The sequence below is a fragment of the Lascolabacillus massiliensis genome (assembly GCF_001282625.1).
GTDB classification, from domain to species: domain Bacteria; phylum Bacteroidota; class Bacteroidia; order Bacteroidales; family Dysgonomonadaceae; genus Proteiniphilum; species Proteiniphilum massiliensis.
Genome location: NZ_CTEJ01000002.1, coordinates 947,027 through 971,787, shown reverse-complemented (window position 1 = coordinate 971,787; position 24,761 = coordinate 947,027). Strand labels below are relative to the sequence as shown.

Genomic DNA, 24,761 nt, shown 5'->3' with positions numbered 1-24,761 from the left:
ACTAATTAAAGTACGATTAATAACACTTTAATTTTTATTGTATGAACAAAAGACTTCTAATTATTTTCACCTGCAGTTTATTAGCACTGTCACTTTACTCACAAACTTCGGTTGAGCAGCTCTATCGAACTTTTTCTAAGGAGTCCAATGTTGAGAAGGTCAATCTTAACGAATTAGCAATGTTCATGATGAGACCATTTTCCAACAACGACACTGAGAGTAAAATCACAAGTATCAGTGTTCTTTCTTTAGAAGATTGCTCTCCTGAAGTAAAAGAGAGATTCAACAAAACTGCCCTTAATTTTAATGATAAGGACTACGAGCTATTTGTCAGCTCCAACGAAGAGAATGAAAAAGTAAGGATCTTCCTTAAGTTTCAGAAAGATTTTATTCGCGAAATGGTAATCTTGTCGATGGGAGATGAGCCTGCCATGGTACAGCTGAAAGGTAAAATATCGCCATCTGAGATTGATAAAATGAAAAATGGACGGAAATGAGTTTAAAAGCCGGTTTTTACCCTATACAAATCTGATTTACAAGATCTCTTTTGCAATCACAAAAGATAGAGAAGATGCAGAAGATGTGGTTCAGGAGGTATATGAAAAACTGTGGAAGAGTCGCCAATCACTATCAGAAGTAGAAAACGATGAATCTTTTATAGTAATCATGGCAAGAAATATGGCATTAGACAGATACAGGTATAAAGCGAAACGACAAACCTCACCTCTTAACAATATTGTAGAAGTAAATCATGAGGTCACTCACGACATCATAGAACATAAAGAGGCGCTTTCTAATGTTGAGAAGTTGTTAAGTACACTACCTCAGACACAGCAATTGGCAATCAGGCTCCGTCACTTCAGCGACATGTCTATTTTACAGATTGCCGATACAATGGAGATAACGCAAGAGAATGTACGTCAACTTCTATCCAGGGCACGCAGAACCATCAAAGATAAAATGGAGAAGATATATGAAAACTGAAGATATAGAAAAATTATTATTCCGCTTCTATCAAGGTGAAACAGATGAGGAAGAGGAAAAGTTCCTCGCTCAATACCTGTCTCAGATAGATTCTGATGAAAGATATAAAGCCGATCGCGATGTTTTTCATTCACTCTCAGAAGATGAACCTGAAGTACCTTCAGAACTTGAGTTTAAGATATCAACTCTTATTGATTCATGGGAAGAGAGCGAAAAGAAACAGACAAAACGCTTTACAAAGTTAAGATTCAGTAAGCAGATCATAGGAATTGCCGCTTCACTTTTACTGGTAATCAGTATAGGGTTTTGGTATCAGCATTACAATTCTGCAAATTCAGAAATAGTAAACATATACAATGATCCGGAGGCGTCGCATGAAGTCGTAATAGAAGCTTTGCGACTGTTTTCGAAGAATTTCTCTAAAGGCACACAAGCATTAGAGAAAGCAGACAGTCGGGTAGATAACACCTTTAAGATACTGGAAAAGGTAATAAATGAATAGATAAACTTTTCGGTAAAAGTTATCCCAATATTCAAATAGCAAACATTAAAAAGATTACAACAATGAAAAAAATAATATTCACTTTAGCACTAATTTTTGCAGTAACAGTAGTTTCAGCACAAGATAATCCATTCGAGAAATTCACTGATATGGATGGAGTAACATCAGTATTTATCTCAAAAAACATGATGGCGCTCTTCCCGAAAGATTCAAATCAGTTTGGTGGAGTAAGTATTAACAGCTTTGTAGATAAGTTAAGCTCTATCCTCATTCTTACCACAGAAAACAAGAAAGTAGGGCAGGAGATGCTTTCTTTGGCAAACAGCAGAATCAAGACCAATAACTATGAGCTTCTGATGCGTGTCAAATCTGATGATGGCGAGAATGTGAACTTCTACATGAAAGGTAAGCCTGAAAATATACAGGAGCTTATTATGATAGTTGACGGAGATGATGATGAGAGCGTAATTATGCAGTTCTTAGGCAACTTCAAGCTGGAGGATGTGCAAAATATGACTAAAGAGTTCAAGAAACAAAACAACATGCAATAACCCCCATCCATTATTATATTCTGTTTAATTGTATTATTTTTGTTTACAATTAGACATGCATATGCCGGAAAATTTTCTCACACTAACAGAACTCAACTTAAGGGTACGGGATGCCATCAGAGAGTATCTTCCCGATACATACTGGGTACGTGCCGAAACAAGCGATGTGCGTCGCAACCGCAACGGTCACTGCTACCTTGAGTTCCTGGAAAAGGATTCTGTTGATCACTCAATCGTTGCAAAAGCAAGAGGAGTGATCTGGTCCAATGTATACGAGATGCTTTCGGCATATTTTCTTAGAGAAACAGGACAGGAGTTCACTTCAGGTTTAAATGTGCTTGTAGCCGTTTCAGTCACATTCCACGAACTATATGGATACTCTCTCACTGTAGTGGATATCGATCCATCCTTCACCTTGGGAGAGATTGCGCGTAACAGGCAGCAGGTAATAAAGAGGCTCGAAGATGATGGTGTACTCACACTAAACAAGGAGCTGGTCTTGCCTGAAATTGCAAACAGGATAGCGGTAATCTCCTCACCCACTGCAGCAGGTTACGAGGATTTCCGTGATCAGCTTGATAATAATGCCAATGGCTTCAACTTTTATACTAAGCTATTTCCAGCAATTATGCAGGGCGACCGCAGCGAATCTTCAATAATAGCTGCCCTTGAGAAAATATTTCTCCACAAAGAGTTTTTCGATGCAGTGGCAATAATACGCGGAGGAGGAGCTTCAGCCGATCTCAACTGTTTCGACTCCTACCTGCTTGCCAATAATGCCGCTCAGTTTCCACTCCCCATTATAAGTGGAATCGGTCACGAAAGAGATGTCACCGTTCTCGATGTTGTTTCTCATACGAGGGCTAAAACACCTACCGCTGTTGCAGAGTATTTCATCGCACATTTAACAAAAACCGCTTCTGAATTATTATCCCTGCAAGAGAGAACAATAAATATCAGTGAGAAGGTTATTTTAAGAGAGCGAGCAGATCTTCTTTCACTCTCAAAAGAGGTGATACATGGCTCCACTCTCAGAATACAAAAAGAGAGCAACTTTATCGAGAAATCATCAACAACCATAAAGCATCGTATCAGCCATTTAGTTCAAAATCAGATTCACTTCCTCGAGAGGAACCAACAGTATATCAATATGGTGTCACCCTTTAATATACTTAAACGGGGCTATACACTATTACTCAAAAATGGAAAGATCATTACTTCGGTAAACGAGATAGAGGTGGGAGATGATATTCAAACGCTGTTCAGAGATGGAACAGTAACCTCAAAAGTTACTAATAAAGAGGCATCCGGAGATGCAGTTAAATAAAATCAGATCAAAAGGATATGGAACAAGAGATGGAGAAATTGACCTATACATCAGCAAAAAAAGAGCTGGAAGCAATTGTAGCTTCTATTGAATCCGGTGAGCTTGATGTAGATGCACTTACAGACAAAGTAAAGCGAGCATCTGAGCTAATCACCTTTTGTAAGGATAAATTAACCAAGACAGATAAAGAGCTCCAGAAGCTGCTAGAAGAGCTGGATTAACACATTAAGTATAAATTATAAGATGATTCCTGAAAGAAAATACAGTGCAATTATTGTAGCCGGGGGCAAAGGTTATAGGGTAGGAGGAGAATTGCCCAAACAGTTTATATCTATTGGAGGTAAACCAATGCTTATGCACACCATTCAGGCATTTTATGATTATGACTACAGAGTCAGAATAATAGTTGTTCTCCCCGAAGGTTATAAGCCCCTATGGCAACAACTATGCGATGAATACAGGTTTGCCATTAACCACACAATAGTTTATGGAGGAGAAACAAGGTTTCATTCAGTGAAAAATGGTCTAAGCCTGATCTCCGACGAAGAAACAGTCTGCATACACGATGCAGCCCGCCCATTTGTAACCTCAGGTCTGATTGGTCGCTGCTTTGATATTGCTTTTAATGATAACTGCGGAGTAATCCCGGTAATTGATGAGGTTAACAGCGTACGCAGGCTAACTGAAAAAGGGAGTGAGATTGCCAATCGCGAAGAGCTTAAAATAGTTCAAACCCCTCAGGCATTTCCTGCAGAACAACTCAAGGCAGCATACAACACACATTATTTGCCGGTATTTACCGACGATGCCTCCGTTGCTGAAATTAGCGGAATAAAAATCATTCTGACCGAAGGCGAAGAGTCCAACATAAAAGTTACCACCGCTTTTGATATTGAATTAGCAGAATTCTACCTTAAATATTTATCAAAACGATAAGATTACTGCTAATTCTTTGGATTTTCATTGAAAATGTACATTAAAATATAAAATAGGCTTCCATTTTGTCATAATATCATAGATATTTATTACTTTTGTACTAATTATTCAAAGTAGAGAATTCCCCATGGAAAAAATTGACAAATTAGACAGACAAATTCTGGAGATCATCACTCAAAATGCACGTATCCCATTCAGAGATGTAGCTGAACAGTGTGGAGTTTCGCGTGCTGCAATCCATCAGCGAGTACAAAGAATGATCGAAAACGATGTTATTACCGGATCAGGCTATCATGTAAATCCGAAGGTGCTTGGCTATGCTTCCAGTGCCTATATAGGTGTGAAGCTTGAGAAAGGATCAATGTATAAAAACGTTATCCCCGAGTTCGATAAGATCCCCGAGGTAACTGAATGTCATTTTACTACCGGTCCATATACCCTGCTTATAAAACTATTTGCCCGCGACAACGAGCACCTGATGGACCTGCTAAACAACCGCATACAGGAAATTCCCGGTGTAGTGGCAACAGAAACAATGATATCACTTAGCCAGAGTGTCAAGCGTGAGATACCTATCATGAATGACAACAACAAACAGTAAAACAGGAAAGTATAAAACAGAATTCATAAAAAAACAGACGAAAGTGATTAGCTCTCGTCTGTTTTTTTATATGCTGTCGGGATGAGAAGACTCGAACTTCCGACCTCCACGTCCCGAACGTGGCGCGCTAGCCAACTGTGCTACATCCCGTTTTTTTTGTGATGCAAAGGTAATATTTTTTTTACTTTTCTACGAAAAATATTTACATTTGCCAACACATTTTGCGGCAATAGCTCAGTCGGTAGAGTATTAGCTTCCCAAGCTGAGGGTCGCGAGTTCGAGTCTCGTTTGCCGCTCGTTCATCATCAAGCACTTATCGGTTTATTCCGGTAGGTGCTTTTTTCTTATAACAAACAAATAACAAACATGCGCCCAGAAAAACAATGAAAAGAAAAACAACGTTATCTACTGAAATCGAATAATAAATAGTATGTTTGCTATTCAAAATCATGGATTATGGCACGTCCCCGCAAATATACCTTTCCCCTTTCCGATCTGAGAGGATTTGAAGATGTAAGGCTGGAACTTAAATCCAACCCTGAACTTGATGGTCTTGATATTGAAAACGCAGTTATAACCCTGAAGCAACGTAAGCAGTCATATACCGCACAGCCTGAAAACCTTAAAAGAGCCCTTGTATCACTTGAACGATATATTTCCCGAAACGGTATCACCGAACCGGTCGAGTTGAGCAAGCGTGAAATGAGCGATATATTATGCATTTCCCGTCCGACCGTTGATAAGTGGATCGATGCGGAGATTATCAAGGCAGAAATCCCTGAAACTGCAAGTGACAAGTTCAGCAGCATTCAGTATTATCCGCATATCTTTACTACCCGATCCATATTGCAGGGATTGAAAAAGTTGGTAGATAAATTATAGTTATACAGTATCTTATAACTGTTGCCACCTCTCATTTCCAGATACTCCCCCTTTCTATTTATATTTATTTAACCGAAAATAATTACCACTTTACGTTTGGCATCGAGTGGCTTCGACTGTCTCCGGATTGACTTATATAGTTGTTAAAAGGTAAAGTTTAATCCTTATTATTACTTTACATTTGTCTATGAATGGCATCGAGTTACTTCGAATAAAGACATTTGTAAACCGATTTTGTGATTTGATTTTCAGTAATATACGACTTTACTTTGTGCGATGGATTTCTATTTATAATTTAAAAGAAAACGTAATGGAGAAAATTATTATCACAACACCCGACGAATTGAAAGCGCTGGTAAAGGAGGCGGTACACGGGTTGCTACCGGCACCGGCAGAGCAAAAGAACGATACGGATGCAGCCAACCTTGTGGAGATACTTGCCTTCCTGAAAGAAAACGGTTATCCCACATCCAGAGGAAAGATGTACAAGCTCACTTCCGCAGGAGATATCCCGCACCGGATTTATAATGGCAAACTTGTCTTTTCACGGAAAGAGGTACTGAAATGGGCTGCAAGCCAGACACGAAACCGTCATGACTATAGTGAAATCACCCGAACCGTTGCCCGTAGCGCACGCAGGAAAATGAAATGAAGCCATGGAAGATAAAAGAGAATATTTCCGTGTCGGGACAACCCTGTACAAGAATGTCAGGCGACCACTGATCAGTGGTGATTTTATCGAGGAAAAGATTGTCTGGAGCTATGAAGCGTTACGGCAGGATTACGGGAAAAACAGTCTCCCCGAAATCGGGAAATACGACGGATTTTGTATCATACCCAGCCATATAGACTATCAGCAGGCCTATGGAACTTTCCTCAACCAGTACGAACCTGTTGGCCATGCACCCTGCGAGGGTGATTTTCCTTATATCCGGCTATTTCTGGAACATATTTTCGAGGAACAGATAGAGCTGGGACTGGATTATATCCAACTACTGTATGTCCGTCCGACACAAATGCTGCCCATTCTCCTGCTTGTATCCAATGAAAGAGAAACGGGCAAGACAACGTTCCTGAAATTCCTGAAAGCATTATTCGGGAAGAATGCCACATTCAACACGAACGAGGATTTTAAAAGCCAGTTCAATGCCGACTGGGCAAACCGGCTGTTGATCCTGGTCGATGAGTTGCTGTTGAACAGGATGGAGGATACCGAGAAGATCAAGAACCTGTCAACAGCCGGAGACTACAAGATTGAAGCCAAGGGGAAAGACCGTCGTGAGATCGAGTTCTTTGCCAAGTTCGTACTCTGTTCCAATAATGAAAAGAACCCGATTATCATCCCGAGGGAAGAAATCCGTTTCTGGGTTCGTAAAATCAAACCGGTCGAAAAGGATATAACTTCCCTAAAGGAATTGATGACAAAGGAAATACCCTTTTTCCTGCATTTTCTGAAGAACCGGAAGCTATCCACGCAAAACGAATCCCGCATGTGGTTCAAACCCTCGCTGCTTGAAACCCCTGCGCTGAACAAGATAAAGAAATACAATTCGAGCAAGGTCGAGATTGAAATGGCTTCCTATTGTGCCGAGGTCATGGAACGGCTCAACCTGACCGGAATCCATTGCTGCCCGAAAGATTTACTTGACGTGGTACGGAATGCAGGATTGAAAGCAAACCTTCCTCAAATCCGGAACATTCTAAAGGATAACTGGAAGCTCCGTTCGGATCACAACAGCGATTATACATTTTACAGTATAGGCCCTAACGGGGAGATAAGTCCACTGGACAGGAAAGGACGGTATCTGGAGGTAGGGAAAGAGGTGATCGATAAAATCCTGTTGTGATGTTTTTCTTTCATCGTTAATTGGTTAATAATCAATGAAAGAAAAATAACAACAAAAGCACAACAACCGTACAACAAAACCGGGATTGTCGGGAACGGGCGGCAACGGAAATAATACTTGTTGTGGAAGTGTTGTCAGTGTAATGTATTGTAATACAGCAAGTATTGGATAAACCGCAACAAAACAACAGAAAAATGAATAGAGACAATATAAAAAACATACAGATAAGGGATTACCTGAAAAGTCGGGGATTTTACCCTGCAAGGGAATATTCCGGCTACGGGATGTACAGGAGCCCGTTCAGGGATGACAGCACGCCAAGCCTCAAAATCGATTATTCCAAAAATCTGTGGTACGACTTCGGAAGCGACGAGGGAGGAAGCATCATCGACCTGGTGATGAAACTGGAGGGATGCACTTTCAATGACGCCATCGAACATCTGAGGGAACAGCCGCTCATACCCATGGAGGAGCAACGATCCTTTTCCTTTCACCGGAACAGCGGAAAGAACAGCTGTATCACCCTGATCGAAGATAAACCGCTGGAACATCCCCGACTGCTGGAATACCTGAAAATCCGGAAGATCAATGCGGACATCGCACGGGAACATTGCAGGGAGATACACTACAGCGTGGGGGAAAACACCTACTATGCCATCGGCTTTGCGAACAATGCCGGAGGCTATGAACTGCGCAATTCCTCATTCAAGGGATGCATCGCCCCCAAGGATATCACCCATATCCGGCAGGAGGACGGAAAGGAAAGCTGTCTCGTTTTCGAGGGGTTTATGGACTATCTCTCTCTGCTTACCATACACAAACAACTCAATCCGGAATATCCAAATTCCAACCGGCACGACCATATCATTCTCAACTCGACGGCAAACCTGCAGAAAGCCATACCTCTATTGGTAGACTATGAACAGGTACATCCCTTCCTCGACAACGACAAGGCAGGGATGACAGTTTTCAGAAAAATGGAAAAGGATCTGGGCTGCCGTGTACGGAATTCCTCGCACCACTATTCGGAGTACAAGGACTTGAACGAATACCTGTGCGCAAGGGCACATTTGAAACACAGCCGATCTCCTAAGAAGCCAGTCCAAAAACCAAAAAGGGGATTAAGGATTTAATGCAGCAAAAAATGGGATACCTTATGTTTTTGGGAGTAGCAAGTTTATGTTTTGGTAGTACCAAAACCCGCTTGCTCCCCGAATAGGGAGAAGAAATCCCGCCGGTCTGGAATGAAATCATAATGAAAAATGACATTGAGAACTAAAGTATGAACACGATAAAAAAGGGAGGAAGACCCGCCAAGAAACTGGGAGAAAAACGCAAGTACACCGTCAGCGTGAAACTCGACACGAGGGAGTATATCTCGCTAAGGACAAAGGCAAACAGTGCAGGGATCAGCAGGAGTGAATTTATCCGGCAGTCCATATCTGGGAGCATGATCCGTCCACGGATAACCCCCGAACTGAACGGCCATATCCGCAAGCTGTCGGGGATGGGGAACAACCTGAACCAGATCGCAAGGAGAGCGAATGCCGAGGGGTACGCCAATGCAAGGGGGGAATATCTCCGTCTGGCAGTCAAGATCGATGACCTGATAGAAACTTTACGCAATGATGGCTAAGATCACAAAGGGAAGTTCATTCAAGGGCGTAATAAAATACGTCATCGATGAAAAGAAAGAGACACGGATACTCAATTCGGACGGCTTACGGCTGAAAAACCTGAATACCGTCATCGACGGCTTTGTAACGCAGGCAGGGATGAACGGCAGGGTATCGAAACCGGTCGGGCATGTCTCGCTCGATTTTTCGGCACAGGACAAGGAAAAGCTATCCGACAAGGTGATGGTAAGAATCGCCCATGATTACATGCAGCGGATGGGGATCACCGGTACACAATACATCATTGCCAGGCATTTCGACAAGGAACACCCGCACATCCATCTTGTCTTTAATCGGGTTGACAATAACGGCAAGACCATATCCGACAGTAACGACCGTTACCGGAGCGAGAAGATCTGCAAGGAATTGACGCACAAGTACGGATTATACTATTCCACGGGCAAGGAGAATGTGAAGCAACACCGCCTGCGTGAGCCGGACAAGACCAGATACGAGATATACGAAGCCCTTAAAACTTCCGTCCCGAGGTGCAGGGACTGGAAACAATTGATAAGAGAACTTGAAAGATCAGGAATCAGGACGGAATTCAAGACCAAAGGCAATACCACCACCGTGGAGGGAGTAAAATTCAGAAAGGGAGGGTACACGTTCAACGGCTCGAAAGTGGACAGGATGTTCAGTTACTCGAAAATCGACTACCAATTAAAACAGAACGTCCGACAGTCCATGCGGCAGGATCAGGCACAATCGATATCGGCAACGGTACACAACAGTACAGAATCCATAGTATCGGGATTGGGAGGACTGTTCGACATCCGGCCTGCAAGCGGGCATGATGACGATCAGGCATACCTGTACCAGCAACCGAAAAAAAAGAAGAAACGCAGGTACGGCCGGCAGATGTAGTCTACATAATGCAGTCAATATCTCAATAAGTCATGGCATCATGATCTCATTAAATAGTACTTCAATGCATAAATGCAAGGGTGCAATAAAATATCAAGGTAATAACACAATAACACATTAAAGAAATGAAGAATAAAGACGTAAACGAGATATACACGCTTTTCGAGGAAATCAGGGAGATTGTAAAGGCAGGGAACAGTAATAGCGCTCCCCCCCAACCCGAAATACTCGGCTTGTCGGCCATCGACGAGTTATCCGGTAAACTGGATGAAGCCATCAGAGAAATCCGCAAACCGGTTAGGACTGAATACCACCATATTTTCAGTATCGCTTCCAGTAAGGTATTTTACGGGATGATCGGGTTATGTATCATGTGCCTAATTTTATTTTTCATCGTATTCTACCAGCAGAAAGAAATCACTACCTGCAAGGACAACGATTTAAAGTACCGTTACGTCCAGATGCAGGGAGAAATCACCCCTGCAGGTGTAAACGATCTCGACAGTATTTTCGAGAACCGGAGGGATAGCGTGAGAATGATCCGTAAACTGGTGAAACAGCACGAAAAAGCAGTTATCGAAAAAACCAGAAGGTTGGAAAGGGCAAGGCTGAAAGAACTGGAAGCAGAGCAGTTGAGACAGGATGTGGAAAATTTCAAACACAAAAAATAAATTTCACAGCGATCAAAAAACACACTTTTGTGTGTTGTGTACACTATTTTTCTTCACGACCTTTGTTGCAAAAATAAGACAATATGGAAGAAAGATACAGTAGGAACCGAATTTATGTCCGCCCGGAAGAACAGCAACTCCTCAAGCATTTCCGCATCCTGCTGGGTGGTGCAGGTATCGGCAGTATTATAGCCGAGTGCGCATTGCGGTTCGGATTTGAAACCATTACCATCGTGGATGGCGACGTGGTGGAAGAATCAAACCTCAACCGCCAGAATTACCGGATGCAGGATATAGGTAAACCCAAAGCCGAAGCTTTGAAAGAGCATTTATTGAGTATCAATCCAAATGCTGACATTACGGCAATAAATACATTCATCGATGCCGGCAATGTGGAAGAACTGGTTAAAGAACAAGATGTTGCCATAAACGCATTGGATTTCCAGTCGGATATCCCGTTTGTTTTTGATGAATGGTGCCAGAAGTATAATGTCCCGGTCATACACCCCTATAATCTCGGTTGGGGCGGATTGGCATTTGTGGTGGAGCCTACAGGCCCGCAACTGAAAGACTTTACCGATAAATGGGAGAACTTTGAAGTACAGCTTATAGAGCGCATTGTGAATTACTTTAAACTCTGGGTACAACCCAAGCCGTGGATTGAAAAAATCATCACCCAATACAAAAATGAAAAAAGTATACTTCCGCCACCGCAACTTCCTATCGCTTCGTGGATAGCCGCCGGATTGTGCACCAACCTGTTGTTTTGCATTGCCACGGGGCAAAAGACAAAACGCTATCCAAAATTTTATCTGTCATCCATTATAGATGACAGGAATTAAACAGGGGAGACAAGTAAAGGTATTGTAAAGCTTCGAGCTCCACTTTGAATTATACTATATCAGCCTGTGGTGAATGGCAAAACCAAGGGCTTCGGTTATGTTACCCACGTTTAATTTCTCAAACAGTAACCGTTTATACCCCTTGATGGTATCGACCGACTTATGGATCTGTTCAGAAATTTCGTTCATCGTGCAGCCTTGTGCGGATAACCGGAGCACCTCTTTTTCATAATCCTTCAGTTCTACACCCGCATATTTGACCCATTTTTTATTTTCCGGATGATACCTCCAGCGCGAATTACAACCCTGACGGGAAATCTCGATATTACCGGCTTTCGTCTGTGAGGAGAGGGATACCGAGCATAACGCCAACCATATCCTGCCGTCCCTTGTCAAATGTAGCGGTGTGATTTCATGGTGGACAAGCATAGCCTTGCCTGACGGTTGTTTCATATGGAAATCGTAACCAAGCGTATATTCCAGCCGGTTCACAGGCGGAACAGACTCCGAGAACAAAAAACCTGCCCGGTTGATTTCCAGTAGAAGTGGCAGGTCTGCATCCGTCACACGTTCAAGATAAAAATCGTATCCCATATCCCTGACCTTTCCGGCAGGCATACCACAAAGGAATAAAGGGTTTTCAGACACATACAGGAAGTTTTTCCTGAAATAGTCAATGACGTAAATACTTACATAAGTAGTTCGTGAGAACGCATCCAAAAACTGAATATACCTTTCCATGGGTGCATAGTCCTCATCAGGGACAAAAAGAATTTCATTCTCCTGAATGAAAAAATCCTCTTTTTTAGCCATACAACACTCCTTTTAATAAAAACAGACGGATCTTACATCCGGAACTTAAGAAACACACTTTTGTGTCATTCCCTTTTGCCCCGACAACTGTACTTTTGTGTCCGTAAATATAAAAAAATAAATCTAAATAATGGATAAATTCATTACATTTTACGACAAATATACCATCTGGCAATTGTCGGAGGATAGTTTGCATGAACTTGCCGGATTTGTGGTGCGGGAAAACTACAAGCATCATTCCAATAGCCGGCCCAATATTCATTTCGATGCAGAAGTCGAAGCAGTATATCGGGAAGAAGTGCGTTATTTTAACCATTCACGGATATTTGTAGCAAAAAATAGTGAGAATAACATTATAGGAGCCATCCGCCTGATGCTGTGGGATGGGAGAGAAACACTGCCCATACAGTCTTTATTCGGCATTCAATGCCTAAACGATATTTCACCCGATGATAGTTGTTCTGCAATTTGGCATATAGGACGATTGGCAGTCAATACCGATATCGGCCGTCATGGATTGTTACTGTTCAAATCGCTGTTGCTCTATGCCATGTACCCGATTTGCAACAGAAAGAAAGGGATTGTGTTTGCAGAATGTGATAGCAAACTGCTGCGAACAATGAAACTAATGGGTATTCGGGTGCATAGCCTTGGCAATGGGATCGAATACCTCGGTTCGGAAACGATCCCCGTTTATTCCACATATGATGACCTTGTCGGTTTTTTTCGTGAGAACCAATCTTTCTACGGTATCAATCAAGCCAGTGTAGTTGCTTGAAATACAATTGTAAGGAACAACCAAGTGTCATTACGACGGCTTTTTTGGATCAGAATTGAAAAATATTCCGTAAAACCAAATGTTTTTTGCCCAAAGGAAAAAACACACAAAAGTGTGTATTTCGATAGTGTATGCCAAAAACACACTTTTGTGTATAGTAAATGGAAAAACAAGGGTATAATTTTGCATCAGTAAAGCAAAAAAATGAATTAATCAACAGATTTTTATAGTGCGCAATATGGAAAGAAGGTTGTTAAGATAGTTCATTGACAAATATTTATTCATACCCTGAGTACTTGAATACAATATGTACGGTATGGGGACAAAAAAATTACAATTATGAGAACAATTCTTTTTACATTGCTGGCATTAACATGCATGCTACTATCCTCTTGTAATAATGAGTTGGATGAACAACAAGTAGCGATCACCGATGAAACTAATACAGTTTTTAGGCAATCGGATGGAATTCTTATGTTTGATAATGAAGCAGCATTTTTAGAAGCTGTCGAAAAAGTGAGAAATAATGAAGTTGGAACTGCCTCTTTTACCCGTTCTGCTTCCGGGGAAGAATTTATTTCTTTATTTAGAGAATTTGATCAGGCTATGACTGAAGCAGACGATTATTACCAACGTGAGGGAGGATATGAAGAATTTAAGGTGAAATTCCCCAATCTGTATTATCCTGAATACGAAGAAGATTATGCAGCGTTCCTGCCAGTAAGTGACGAGGCTATTGCAAAGCTATTAAATCAGCAAGGTAAAGTTATAATAGCTGGAAAAGAGATAGATATGCGTGATGTTTTTTCTTATGAAAAAATTCAAGAATTAGGATTAGGTATGCCCGAAAATGTAAATGTTGATGTAGAGGAAAATCCCAATACTCGCGCATTTACAGATATAAAGTATCTTACCTTGGATAAAGAAAATATGAATAAAAAAAGAAAAGCTTGGATTACTTTGAGAGGAATTGAGGTTAGTGATAAAAATTCAAAAGACGGGTCTAAAGTTAAACTAGGAAGAGTTGATTTATGTTTTAGGAAGAAAGGGGCTGTTCATTGGTATAATGGGAAAATGACATCAAGGGGTTATTGGTATTCAACAAATGGCGTTCGAACCCCCATAACAAGTCAAGGTCTAAAAGAACTTGAATATTCCCCCCATAAATATTATGTTTCTGCATCCAGGTATTATCAAACTATAAAGCCATCAGAAGTTGATAAAATTAAATTGGAATTCGCATGCGGAGAAGATTATCCTAAATACTCTTTTACAGGAATTTATACTGTAGATATAAATCATTTAATGTCACTAGATAACGGTACGGGTTTTGGGGAAGACCTTGCAAGTTTTTTGGTTAATTGGGGCCTGTGGTTAATACCTGTAGCAGTAACCATTATTTTATTATAAATATAAAAAAAAGGATTATGTTTTCGATTTTAAGGACATCATTATTTGTGTTATTTGTTTTCGCATGCACATACATGAACGGCCAGAACTTAGAAAAGATGGAATTTTTTTTTGAAGCAGGTTCCGCAAAGGGGATAAATGACGTTTTTAGTTATAACTTCCAGTTTTCTCCAGGATATAAATTAACAGAAAATTTCACATTAGGAGTAGGAATTGGATTTGTAGACTATAATAATAGAACGGATTTAAAAAATGAATTAATAGATAATCATTATTTTCAAACAGGCTGGCATAATGCGTGGAAGCCTTATCTACATGGAAAATATAGTATTTCGTCAAATCATCGGGTAAACCCCTTCATTAAGGTTGACATTGGCTATGCATTCTTTTCCCATAAGAAAAAACTTTCTTATGTAGATGAAATTGAAAACGATTATGTTACTATACCGTTTGATATAAAGGGGGGGATTAACTCTACTATCAATTTAGGCATTTTAAAACATTCAAATCATTTTGGAGAGGCATTAACTGTATCCGTGTTTTATCTTTTTCAGCCTGTAACATATAAATATATGTCGAACTCTGTAAGGAAAAACATATCTTCCATTGGATTTAATGTAGGTGTTATTTTTTAGTCTCCTGCGATTGTATCGCATGGATGAGCATGAGCCATATGAATGTGAAATATACGTTCTCCTCACGTGGTAAGATCGCTCCTTACGTCAAAGGCCGGGTAGGACATGGGATTCTCTTATCCACTTGCGGGAGAAGCTCGTATATTGTTAGCTGTTTCTTATCATTATCAGCGGTTAACAAATAGATACCTGGAGCATCCATGAGAATATAGCCGGTTGCAAGACAATTCCTCCGTAGGATTAAACGTCGATATTCTTTTTTAAGACAAATGTCTATTGAAATAGTAGCACTATCATTTCAGCATGCTGCCTTTTAAAAATTTTATGGAAATGAAATTGATTAAGTACTTTTATTTGACAGCTATATTGTCCCTGCTAGTAAGTTTGGGGTCAAATATTACTTTTAGAATATATTTGATTCCAAGCCAATTTCTCTTTCAGAATTACCCGCAGGAGTTTTGTTCTTACATTCAACAATGATCACGGCACTATGTGGGGGGAATTTGAAATTAATTGATAAGGTAGAGTTGAGACTTTAACTAAAGTTTCTTTGTAAACTCTAAATGACAATATTGGATAAATACTCTATCCTCTTCTCAATGGCAGCAAGCTTGTGGCTGAAATAAGACAAGCAATAAAAGCAATTATTAATTTCGTCGTGAATGCGTAGGGACATAACACAATTTTACAAAATGAAAAAGTTTAATGTATTCATGCTTGTAGCATGTTTTGTTGTTTTTCAGTTTTTGTCTTCATGCAATAAAAGTGAAGATAATTTTGAGAATGAAATTTTGGTTAAACAGACAGAATCTGTTTCTGAGATCAATGCTTTTAGTAGTAAGGAAGAATTAAAAAATGCGATAAACAATACAGGTTATACTCGATCGGCATCTTCTGTTTCAGCATTTGACTCTGATATTTCCGAGGTACTCGTTCCAAATGAAAATTTCAGAAAATTATTGAATGAAAAAGGACAAATTATCGTAGATGATACCTTATATATGATTACAAGACAGGGTACACTATTTACCCATATGTCAAATCAAACAGTTGTTGACACGCTTTCTGATTTTTCAGTTTTTGAGCAAGTTTCTACCGATTTAAAAAAATTCAATGAAATATTTCTTTTTGATACTTTCAAAGATTTGTCAGAAGAAGATTTTTATGAAGAACCGGATGGAGATGAAGAGGATATTTCATCTATCTCTACACGTGCAACCGCATATAATCTACAAAGAGATCCTGTAGATATAAAGAATTTTCCTGTTATGTCAACAGAACCGTATACTTTGGTTGGGAAAGGACTTGCAGGTTTATTCGGAAATAACAGTGCTCACAAAATAGATATTCAACATAAAAGAAGATTGAGTGCTTCTTTATATAGTTATAATTATTTGGTCTATAGTGAAACAGGATTAAAAGCGGCTGTAATAAGAAGACGATCGTTGCTTCATAACTGGACTAAAGAAGCAAGTTGGGGGCCTGGAACAGTTATGGGATGGGAACATATTCATTTTGTATATGATAAGTTAGATATACCTGACATGCCTGATTTACATGATCAGACTAAGAGAATGACCTACGGCAAATTCATGGGAAATTTAGCTAAAGTCTCTACATTGTATAAATTTGACAAGAAAGTCTCGGATGGTAATATTATTACCATACCTATTATTTTAGGAAAAGAGATTGAAGTTAATTCACTTGATATTGCAAATGCAGGTATAGACTTAATGACAAAAGCAGGATTAGATTATCTGAAAAAATTAGGAGACCCCTATCTTACTCAAGCTCTTGAGCAAAGAGAAGCGGCGATTAACAAGAGTATATGGAATACAAATCCTTTTCAAAAAGTACCGATTCCGGGTATTTCAATACATATTATAGATTTGAAGAAAAAGCAGATGCATGTTTTTATTGGTTCCGATAAAATTTGGAAACCCGGGCCAAGCCAAGTGAAAGTTTTTGATAGTGGTGTTGTATTTGAAGTTGAATACAATTCAAATTTAGGACTGGTTGGAAGTGCCCTTAAAACTTTAGCAAAAAATGTCAAGAATAAAGCTCCTAATGTGGAATCTGCATTTGTTTACGCATATACAACAACTGATTCCGGCGGTGAAGTAAAAGGTATGATTCTTAAAAAGACAAAAGACAAGTAATAGAATCATAGTAAAATATTATATTTAAATTTTATATCCGGCGTGAGTGTTTATTTGCTTGCGCCGGATTAAAAGTAAAATAATCAAAATAATACGAATATATAAATGGAAACGAAGAAACTACTTTTTAGATACTTTTTATTTTGCTCCCTTTTTATTACAAACACTTTGTATTCACAAGAGTTGCAAACAGTATCCAGAATAGGATTGGGAATAAATGGACTTGATCTGGCGGTTGAGTTACCCATAGCGAAAAAAATAACCATTGAACCGAGCATTGGTCTTGGGCCAAGTTATGATTTCGGTGAAGGTGAAGCCCTTACGTTCAGGATGGATTGGCATTGGACATTATTGAATCCGAGCGTACATTTAGGAGTAAATGGCAAGTTTATTTATAACCATAAAAGTGAACCGAAATTATTCAATTCGGGAAACTTTATCGGTTTAAAAGTGAAATATGTATCAAAACCATTAACTGATGAGATACATTATTTGACCAATACATTGCTAACAAATCTGAATTGGGGAGGACAGCGAAATATTGGAAGACATTGGATTTTCAGTTATTCGTTAGGAGCAGGATACGGCTACAACCTCGATGAACCGTATGGTTTATTCTATCCGGCTTTCGATCTCAAATTTGCCTATGTATTGCCCTACGGAAGAAGCAATTAAAATTTAACTATAGCAAACAAAATACTAAATAGTCTCTTAGCTAATAAATTAATGTTTTCACAATTATAATTAGTATGAGGGACTATTATTTTACTAATTGTTTCTTTCTGCAAAAATAGAAGAACAAATAATGATACAAATATCGGCATGAAACGTATAATATTTTGTACTTTGGTTTTGGTTATGTTTTTTCTTAATTCAGTTTATTTGAATGCGCAAATCCAAAAAACTTTAGGTATGGATGGCGGTTTTTACTTTAATTCCAGTAACATAGCATATCATTTTTCGTTGACTTATAGCCTTCAATTCAATCAGTATTTTGGAATTTCTGCTGGAACTATGTTCCTTTCCGTTCCATTGGATATTGCTGGATGGTCGGATAGTTCAAGAAATAGCAGCTATTATTTTGATGAAGATAATATTAAACGTTTCAATCTGTTTTTTTCTACTTTTTATTCACGACCACTTTTCCAATCTACAGGTGTTTACACGAATTGGTCGGTTTCATTCGAACCAATTCCATATGAGTATATATCATTAGAGAAACGGATGAACAATGATATACTATCCGAGAATGTAGGTAAATACCAATTTACTGGATTTTCACCCGGTACATTTTTAGAAATGGGCTTAGTTCAATATTTAAATAGAGATAATAATGGATTAAGGCTATCCCTCGGGTTTGGTTATGGCTGGTATGATATGTATGCCGGTTATAATAGAGCTATTATTGATGGACAAAGAATATCGACATATATTCCTAATAATAATCTTTATAAAAGGATAAGTCTAAAGTTAATTGGACTTTAGACGATTAATGACTTAAAAATAAATGTAATTACACTTTCTAAATTCTAACGCGCTCATACCATATTTTCATTAAACAAATAGTTGGGATAATGTTTTCATTTAGCGAAGGTGCCTAAAATATCACATTTTACAACCAGTTCGGTGTTATACAGGAATTGGTTTCCTTATCTTTGAAATTAACAGACACAGTCTGTCATATTTCGGGAAACGATCATCCGGTTACAGACAATAGACTTATCGTATTATATTTTTTGTTTGGGTTTAATAGTTTAGAATTCACCTCTCTCCTTTTTTTGGGGGATGGATTATTATAGCCGGCGGTTACATTCTTTCCAGTACTATGGCCAACCATTTGTTTAACGAAAATCTCACTAATATACATTTCGCTTGTAAGATGAGTTACGTAGCTGTTACGGGTATAGGCGGTCGATAAATTCCGGTCTATCCCTAATTGTGCTGCTATTACTTTTAATGAATTATTTATTGGGTTTAATGCCAGTTGAATAGCGTCTTTTATCTTTCTTTCGTTTTGATCTACTCGTTCGATGCCGTTAAGAAATGGAAAGATATATCCATTCTGTTCTTTATTGCCGTGTCGGTTAATTATTTCTACCATTGGAGGTAGTAGCGGAGCGCAAATAGGCTCTGGATTTTTTTTCTTTTTTGTATCTCTGGTTTTCTTACGATGAAATACAATCTCTTGGGATGCTCCGTCGATGTCTTTGTATTGCAACCTGCATAGATCACCGAAATTTAGTCCGTTACAATAGAACATGAATATGAAAATATCCCTTGCAACCATCAATCCTTGATTGTCAGTCTCAAAATCCTCTATTTTCCAAATGTCCTCAATGTCTAAAGCGATAGATTTTCTCCCACCTTCCGGAATAGAATATTTATTCTTGCCCTCTCCAAATGGATAGCGAGTTCCGCTTAAATAAGGGTCTTCTCCATTGTTTATTATTGCCCTAAGTGTTCTCATATAAATCCCGATAGTAGCGTATTCTATACCGGTCGCACTCCAAAAGTCTTCGCAGTCAGATAAAAATTTCACCGTGATATCGTCAAATTTAATATCAGCGATGACGTTTAAAACATCCTTACCTTTTGTCTTATGCTTTTTACTTACACATTCTTCAATAAATAGTTGTTTGGCTATTTTACTTTTGATTTTTCTGTAATACTGAAAACGTATAAGAGCGTTTAATGTGGTTCTGTATATTGTTGCATTCCCGACCTTGAAGGTGTTGTTTAAAGTGTTTATTTTGGCCGTAAACGCATCATTTACGGTTAAGATATCCGACTTGCCTAATTTGTGATCGAGTGCTGCAAAAGAGAAATTGTCTGCAGTCTCTTTAACTGCGGGTTTAAGAATATCATCAAAATATTTTTGTATGTCGTCTTTATGCTCTCTTAGATGTGCCGCTTTAGTCTTAAAATTAAAATCAGCTTCCTCTGAAGCTTCAAATAATTCCCAGTCCTCACGATCTAATACTTTTCCTGTAGAGTAGTAGTCGCTATCTCTTTTATATGTTACACGCCACCGTAGTGGGCATTCATTTTCGGGATTTTTATTCCTTATATCTCGAACAAGTTTAACGGTTATACCGTTATTGGAATAGTAGAATTTCATATCAGTATATTTTTAGATTGTATTCGATATATAACAAACAATCATAACAAACAAATAACAAACAAAAGTAGCAAAAATATACAAATAGAAGAAATAGGAAAGAGTTAATAATTTATTATATATGCTGTTAAACAGGTATTTATGAATTATTTGAAAATAGAGAAAAAATACAGAAATAACTGTTTAAAAGCTTCCCAAGCTGAGGGTCGCGGGTTCGAATCCCGTTTGCCGCTCTAATAATTAAGCACTTATCGTTTAATACGATAGGTGTTTTTTATTATATATTCAAAGTTTTTGTTACATTTGAACAATTATATGATAAACACACCTTTCAGCCGATGAGAAGTTTTGCCGCAATAGATTTTGAGACTGCCAATGAACAACGAACCAGTGTATGCAGCGTAGGTGTAGTAATCGTGCGCAATGGCGAAATAACAGATAGCTTTTATAGTCTTATTCGTCCCGAACCGGAATATTATTGTTACTGGAACATGAAAATTCATGGTATCACCTTTGAAGATACAGTAGATGCGCCAATATTCCCGGATGTATGGTGTCAGATTGAACCTCTAATTGAAGGACTCCCTCTGATCGCACATAACAAGAGTTTTGATGAGAGTTGCCTTAAAGCCTGTTTCCGTATGTATCAGATGGACTATCCCGAATATGAGTTTCACTGCACACTGCAGAATGCAAGGATGCTACTGAAAGGATTGCCCGACTATAAACTATATACTGTCTCCGCCTACTGTGGATATAAACTAGAAAACCACCATCACGCTTTGGCTGATGCAGAAGCATGTGCTCAGATTGCATTAAGGATAATGGTTGAGGATTAAAATTTTAAAAGATATGAAAAAAGGAGTACTATTTATTTTACTGTCATTCTCTTGTTCATTACTGTTTAGTCAAGATTTCCCTTCTATAAGTGAGACTGATAGAATAGATCTTTTAACACCAAACAGAGGGAAAATAAGGATGGTGCTGGATACCGACACTTATAATGAAATTGATGACTAGTTTGCAATGGCCTATGCACTCTTATCAGAAGACAAACTAACTGTTGAAGCAATTTATGCAGCACCCTATTTTAATGACCGGTCTGAAAGTCCTTCAGATGGTATGGAAAAAAGTTATCAAGAGATATTAAGACTGCTAGATTTTATGAACAGACCTTCAGATGGATTAGTTTTCCGAGGATCAACGGAGTATTTGCAAGACATTTCAAAGCCAATCCGAAGCGATGCAGCACTTGATCTGGTATCCAAAGCTATGAAGAGTACTCCTGATAATCCTTTGTATATTGTTTCAACTGGTTGCATCACCAATGTTGCATCAGCGATTCTTATAGAACCTCAGATAATTAAAAACATAGTTGTTGTTTGGTTAGGAGGCAATGATTTAAACTGGCCAACACAAAAAGAGTTCAATTTAATGCAGGATGTTTTAGCAGCTCAGGTTGTACTAAACTCAGGTGTCCCATTAGTTATAACCCCTTGCAGACCTGTTGTGTCACATTTTACAACTACAATACCGGAGCTGGAATTGTACCTTAAAGGGAAAAACGATTTATCCAACTATTTATATGAAATTGTTAAAGGATATAATAGTCAAAACCTGGATGCATGGTCAAAGGAGATATGGGATGTAGTGGCTATAGCCTATTTAATTAATCCATCCTGGGACAGACAAACTTAGTACATAGTCCTATACTAACTGATCAGGTTACGTATAGTATCAACCACTCACGTCACTTCATCAGAATGGCAACATCTCTTAATAGAGATGCTATTTTCAGAGACCTGTTTAATAAATTAACTGCTGTCAGCATCTATCTCATTAGCCGGAATGGCAGTTGCATTCCCCGTAGGAGTCAGTATAGCATTGGTCCTTGGTGTATTTATAAACTATTTTGGTGCTCCCAAAGGTGATCCTGTTATATTATTTCTTGGGGTCGCACTCATAGTAATTGCAATAATTTTGAACGGTATAGCTTCAGGGAAAGTGAGTTCTGTAACCGAAACAGTGAAAACTAAAAAGAAGGGAGTAATAATTGCAATATTTGCAGGAATATTAATGTCATTCTTCTACAGGTTTGTTGCCTCTTCCATGGATCTCAGCAATCTTGAAAATCCTATATCAGGTTTAATGACACCATACGGGGCTTTTTTCATTTTCAGTCTGGGAATATTTGCCAGTAACTTTATTTTCAACACCATTGTAATGAAAAAACCTTTTATTGGAGAACCAATCAAATATTCAGAGTATTTTGCAGGGAAAATGAATCTGCATTTAGTAGGAATATTAGGAGGTATAATTTGGGGTGTAGGCACAGCACTTAGTTATATAGCTGCAGGCAAGGCTGGTCCTGCAATCTCATATGCACTGGGACAAGGAGCACCTATGATTGCCGCACTTTGGGGTGTATTCATCTGGAAAGAGTTTAAAGGGGCTCCTAAATCTACCAATACCCTTTTAACTATGATGTTTATTCTCTTTATTGCAGGGTTATCATTAATAGTAATTTCAGGAGGGAGTTGATAATTTAAATAATTAGTTTATCTAAAATGCTGAGTTTAGAACAATACAAAAAAGAAAAGAAAACCATAGATATTTATGAAGCAAGTAAACTGGCGGTTGTTTTATTTTTTGTTCCTTTAATTCTGTTAGGATTGCCATTTTACTTTCTCTGGCGTCCTGTATTACAGTTCTATTGGTATGATATATTAATATTTTCTTTACTTTTTATTGTTGGCATTGTACTTCATGAACTAATTCATGGCTTAATATTTGGATTATTTGCTGAAAGCGGATTCAAAAGCATAAGATTTGGAATTTTATGGAGTCCAATAACACCATACTGTCATTGTGTTGAACCATTGAAGTTGAGACATTACATTATTGCTGCTTTAATGCCAGCCATCATATTGGGTCTTATTCCAGCTGTAATATCTCTTTTTAACGGTAATCTGATGTTACTTATTATAGGTGTTTTTTTTATAAGTGCTGCTGCAGGTGATATCATGGTGATATGGATTCTTCGGAAAGAGAGTATGGAGACTCTTGTTCTGGATCACCCTAGTGAGCCGGGTTGTTTTATATATCGAAAACACTCCCGTTAAATTCATTTCAACTCATTTATTCTCTAAAATAGATAGTACAATTTTCTCCTCTTTTGTAAGATCCGAATAATTATCCTCCTCTTCAATTGCATCAAGCTGATCAAAATACTCTTGTAGAGCACCATTCTCGTAAGAGGTGATAATTTCGGGATGGATGTAGTATTTTTTACAAACTGCACGAGTATTTCCCAACTTTGTGGCAACCTTATCAACAGCCTCTGTTATTAGCCTCTTTTTTTCTGATTCTGATCCACCACAACCAAGTTCCTTGAACGCGAGAAATGCTTTTACTGTTCCTGCCCAGGTTCTGAAATCTTTAGAAGTGAACTCCTCGCCACTTATCTCTTTTAGGTAGTCGTTTACCATACCTGAGTCGATAGATTGACGCTTTCCCTCATCATCGTAATACTGAAAAAGCTCCTTGCCTGGAATCTCTTTACATCTTTGAACCATGCGTGCAAGCCGGCTGTTACGTAAATTTATATCATGGTAAACCCCCTTCTTCCCTTTGAATGAAAATATGATATCGCTTCCCTTTATTTCGGTATGCTTATCCTTAAGGGTGGTAAGTCCGAATGAGCCATATAGTTTTTCATATGTATTATTGCCAACTCGTATGCTTGTGCGCTCCATAAGGCTGATTATAAGAGCCAGCACTTTCTCCTTTGGCAAACCTTTGCGTGACAGATCTTTCTCAATCTGTAATCTTATTTTAGGCAGGGCATAGGCAAACTGAATCATCCTGTGATATTTTCTCTTATCCCTCTGATTTACCCACTCAGTATGATAGATATACTGTTTACGCCCCATTGCATCAATGCCGGTGGCCTGTATGTGACCATTAACCATTGAGCAAATCCATACTTCTTTCCATGCAGGAGGAATTACAAGTCGGCGAATTCTGTTGAGGGTATCTGTGTCAGTAACTTTAACTCCTTCACAAATATATCTGAATCCTTTTCCCCTTTTTTCACGAAATATTCCTCCATTCTCGATCTTCTCGACATATGCAAGCTTAGATTTTGCTGCCATAAAATGAT

The 24,761-nt window shown here is 38.7% G+C and carries 29 protein-coding genes, 2 tRNA genes and 1 pseudogene; 28 read left to right on the top strand and 4 right to left on the bottom strand.

Annotated features, from left to right (window positions below; translation table 11 throughout):
- The first annotated feature begins 41 nt into the window (after positions 1-41).
- The 8 genes from BN1354_RS08890 (at position 42) to BN1354_RS08855 (ending at position 4,901) form a co-directional block, all read left to right on the top strand.
- Positions 42-497, top strand: a complete 456-nt coding sequence (locus BN1354_RS08890; protein WP_053826879.1) for a DUF4252 domain-containing protein — start codon at positions 42-44, stop codon at positions 495-497.
- Positions 484-984 (top strand): RNA polymerase sigma factor, encoded by a 501-nt coding sequence (locus tag BN1354_RS08885; RefSeq protein ID WP_045088808.1) that lies wholly within the window; start codon positions 484-486, stop codon positions 982-984. The genes BN1354_RS08890 and BN1354_RS08885 overlap by 14 nt, the downstream gene beginning before the upstream one ends.
- Positions 974-1,486, top strand: coding sequence for an anti-sigma factor (locus BN1354_RS08880; RefSeq protein ID WP_053826878.1), 513 nt, complete (start codon positions 974-976; stop codon positions 1,484-1,486). The genes BN1354_RS08885 and BN1354_RS08880 overlap by 11 nt, the downstream gene beginning before the upstream one ends.
- 62 nt (positions 1,487-1,548) lie before the next feature.
- Positions 1,549-2,037, top strand: coding sequence for a DUF4252 domain-containing protein (locus tag BN1354_RS08875; RefSeq protein ID WP_045088810.1), 489 nt, complete (start codon positions 1,549-1,551; stop codon positions 2,035-2,037).
- A gap of 61 nt (positions 2,038-2,098) precedes the next feature.
- Positions 2,099-3,364 (top strand): exodeoxyribonuclease VII large subunit, encoded by a 1,266-nt coding sequence (gene xseA, locus BN1354_RS08870; RefSeq protein ID WP_053826877.1) that lies wholly within the window; start codon positions 2,099-2,101, stop codon positions 3,362-3,364.
- Positions 3,365-3,381: 17 nt separating this feature from the next.
- Positions 3,382-3,585, top strand: a complete 204-nt coding sequence (gene xseB / locus BN1354_RS08865) for an exodeoxyribonuclease VII small subunit (RefSeq protein ID WP_045088812.1) — start codon at positions 3,382-3,384, stop codon at positions 3,583-3,585.
- Positions 3,586-3,607: 22 nt separating this feature from the next.
- Positions 3,608-4,300 (top strand): 2-C-methyl-D-erythritol 4-phosphate cytidylyltransferase, encoded by a 693-nt coding sequence (locus BN1354_RS08860; protein ID WP_045088813.1) that lies wholly within the window; start codon positions 3,608-3,610, stop codon positions 4,298-4,300.
- 127 nt (positions 4,301-4,427) lie between these two features.
- Complete coding sequence (locus BN1354_RS08855; RefSeq protein WP_045088814.1) at positions 4,428-4,901, top strand: Lrp/AsnC family transcriptional regulator; 474 nt, start codon at positions 4,428-4,430, stop codon at positions 4,899-4,901.
- Positions 4,902-4,977: 76 nt separating this feature from the next.
- Here the strand turns inward: BN1354_RS08855 and BN1354_RS08850 are convergent.
- Positions 4,978-5,051, bottom strand: a tRNA-Pro gene (locus tag BN1354_RS08850).
- Positions 5,052-5,124: 73 nt separating this feature from the next.
- Here BN1354_RS08850 and BN1354_RS08845 point away from each other — a divergent pair.
- The 9 genes from BN1354_RS08845 to BN1354_RS08805 all read left to right on the top strand — a co-directional run bounded on the left by BN1354_RS08845 (position 5,125) and on the right by BN1354_RS08805 (position 11,686).
- Positions 5,125-5,197, top strand: a tRNA-Gly gene (locus tag BN1354_RS08845).
- A gap of 160 nt (positions 5,198-5,357) precedes the next feature.
- The gene (locus BN1354_RS08840; protein ID WP_045088815.1) at positions 5,358-5,783 is read left to right on the top strand and encodes a hypothetical protein; all 426 of its coding nucleotides are present in this window, start codon (positions 5,358-5,360) and stop codon (positions 5,781-5,783) included.
- Between the two features lie 187 nt (positions 5,784-5,970).
- A complete protein-coding gene (locus tag BN1354_RS08835) occupies positions 5,971-6,435 on the top strand; it encodes a MerR family transcriptional regulator (RefSeq protein WP_082331565.1) in 465 nt (154 codons plus the stop codon).
- Between the two features lie 4 nt (positions 6,436-6,439).
- Positions 6,440-7,630 (top strand): primase-helicase family protein, encoded by a 1,191-nt coding sequence (locus tag BN1354_RS08830; RefSeq protein WP_045088817.1) that lies wholly within the window; start codon positions 6,440-6,442, stop codon positions 7,628-7,630.
- 194 nt (positions 7,631-7,824) lie between these two features.
- A complete protein-coding gene (locus BN1354_RS11890) occupies positions 7,825-8,763 on the top strand; it encodes a toprim domain-containing protein (protein WP_074010788.1) in 939 nt (312 codons plus the stop codon).
- 149 nt (positions 8,764-8,912) lie between these two features.
- Positions 8,913-9,266 carry a MobC family plasmid mobilization relaxosome protein gene (locus tag BN1354_RS08820; RefSeq protein ID WP_045088819.1) on the top strand — a complete coding sequence of 118 codons (354 nt, stop codon included), beginning with the start codon at positions 8,913-8,915 and terminating at the stop codon, positions 9,264-9,266.
- A complete protein-coding gene (locus BN1354_RS08815) occupies positions 9,256-10,173 on the top strand; it encodes a relaxase/mobilization nuclease domain-containing protein (protein WP_045088820.1) in 918 nt (305 codons plus the stop codon). The genes BN1354_RS08820 and BN1354_RS08815 overlap by 11 nt, the downstream gene beginning before the upstream one ends.
- A 125-nt stretch (positions 10,174-10,298) precedes the next feature.
- A complete protein-coding gene (locus BN1354_RS08810; protein ID WP_053826875.1) occupies positions 10,299-10,844 on the top strand; it encodes a hypothetical protein in 546 nt (181 codons plus the stop codon).
- Positions 10,845-10,927: 83 nt separating this feature from the next.
- Positions 10,928-11,686, top strand: coding sequence for a HesA/MoeB/ThiF family protein (locus BN1354_RS08805; RefSeq protein WP_045088821.1), 759 nt, complete (start codon positions 10,928-10,930; stop codon positions 11,684-11,686).
- A 54-nt stretch (positions 11,687-11,740) separates the two neighbouring features.
- Here the strand turns inward: BN1354_RS08805 and BN1354_RS08800 are convergent, their stop codons facing one another.
- Positions 11,741-12,499 (bottom strand): response regulator transcription factor, encoded by a 759-nt coding sequence (locus BN1354_RS08800; protein WP_045088822.1) that lies wholly within the window; start codon positions 12,497-12,499, stop codon positions 11,741-11,743.
- Between the two features lie 130 nt (positions 12,500-12,629).
- Between BN1354_RS08800 and BN1354_RS08795 the strand changes: the two genes are divergently transcribed.
- From BN1354_RS08795 to BN1354_RS08770, 6 genes are all read left to right on the top strand, one after another.
- The gene (locus tag BN1354_RS08795; protein ID WP_045088823.1) at positions 12,630-13,277 is read left to right on the top strand and encodes a hypothetical protein; all 648 of its coding nucleotides are present in this window, start codon (positions 12,630-12,632) and stop codon (positions 13,275-13,277) included.
- Between the two features lie 339 nt (positions 13,278-13,616).
- Positions 13,617-14,687: a hypothetical protein gene (locus BN1354_RS08790; protein ID WP_045088824.1), complete on the top strand. Its 1,071-nt coding sequence runs from the start codon at positions 13,617-13,619 to the stop codon at positions 14,685-14,687.
- Positions 14,688-14,761: 74 nt separating this feature from the next.
- Positions 14,762-15,322, top strand: a complete 561-nt coding sequence (locus BN1354_RS08785; RefSeq protein ID WP_045088825.1) for a hypothetical protein — start codon at positions 14,762-14,764, stop codon at positions 15,320-15,322.
- Between the two features lie 692 nt (positions 15,323-16,014).
- The gene (locus BN1354_RS08780) at positions 16,015-17,481 is read left to right on the top strand and encodes a hypothetical protein (protein WP_053826874.1); all 1,467 of its coding nucleotides are present in this window, start codon (positions 16,015-16,017) and stop codon (positions 17,479-17,481) included.
- Between the two features lie 105 nt (positions 17,482-17,586).
- A complete protein-coding gene (locus BN1354_RS08775) occupies positions 17,587-18,156 on the top strand; it encodes a hypothetical protein (protein ID WP_045088827.1) in 570 nt (189 codons plus the stop codon).
- 237 nt (positions 18,157-18,393) lie between these two features.
- On the top strand, positions 18,394-18,966 hold the full coding sequence (locus BN1354_RS08770; RefSeq protein ID WP_053826872.1) for a hypothetical protein: 573 nt from the start codon (positions 18,394-18,396) through the stop codon (positions 18,964-18,966).
- 211 nt (positions 18,967-19,177) lie between these two features.
- On the opposite strand, the gene BN1354_RS08765 is transcribed toward BN1354_RS08770, so the two are convergent.
- Positions 19,178-20,599: a phage integrase SAM-like domain-containing protein gene (locus BN1354_RS08765; RefSeq protein ID WP_045088829.1), complete on the bottom strand. Its 1,422-nt coding sequence runs from the start codon at positions 20,597-20,599 to the stop codon at positions 19,178-19,180.
- Positions 20,600-20,937: 338 nt separating this feature from the next.
- On the opposite strand from BN1354_RS08765, the gene BN1354_RS08760 reads away from it, so the two are divergent.
- From BN1354_RS08760 to BN1354_RS08745, 5 genes and pseudogenes are all read left to right on the top strand, one after another.
- Positions 20,938-21,438, top strand: a complete 501-nt coding sequence (locus BN1354_RS08760) for a 3'-5' exonuclease (protein ID WP_045088830.1) — start codon at positions 20,938-20,940, stop codon at positions 21,436-21,438.
- A 13-nt stretch (positions 21,439-21,451) separates the two neighbouring features.
- Complete coding sequence (locus BN1354_RS12040; RefSeq protein WP_157360205.1) at positions 21,452-21,619, top strand: hypothetical protein; 168 nt, start codon at positions 21,452-21,454, stop codon at positions 21,617-21,619.
- Positions 21,620-21,625: 6 nt separating this feature from the next.
- Positions 21,626-22,297, top strand: a complete 672-nt coding sequence (locus BN1354_RS08755) for a nucleoside hydrolase (RefSeq protein ID WP_053826871.1) — start codon at positions 21,626-21,628, stop codon at positions 22,295-22,297.
- Positions 22,298-22,417: 120 nt separating this feature from the next.
- Positions 22,418-23,140 (top strand): annotated as a pseudogene (locus tag BN1354_RS08750) (multidrug DMT transporter permease); the annotation flags it as partial.
- A 26-nt stretch (positions 23,141-23,166) separates the two neighbouring features.
- Positions 23,167-23,721: a DUF3267 domain-containing protein gene (locus tag BN1354_RS08745; protein ID WP_053826870.1), complete on the top strand. Its 555-nt coding sequence runs from the start codon at positions 23,167-23,169 to the stop codon at positions 23,719-23,721.
- Between the two features lie 12 nt (positions 23,722-23,733).
- Here the strand turns inward: BN1354_RS08745 and BN1354_RS08740 are convergent, their stop codons facing one another.
- Positions 23,734-24,753, bottom strand: coding sequence for a DNA topoisomerase IB (locus BN1354_RS08740; RefSeq protein WP_053826869.1), 1,020 nt, complete (start codon positions 24,751-24,753; stop codon positions 23,734-23,736).
- Between the last annotated feature and the right edge of the window lie 8 nt (positions 24,754-24,761).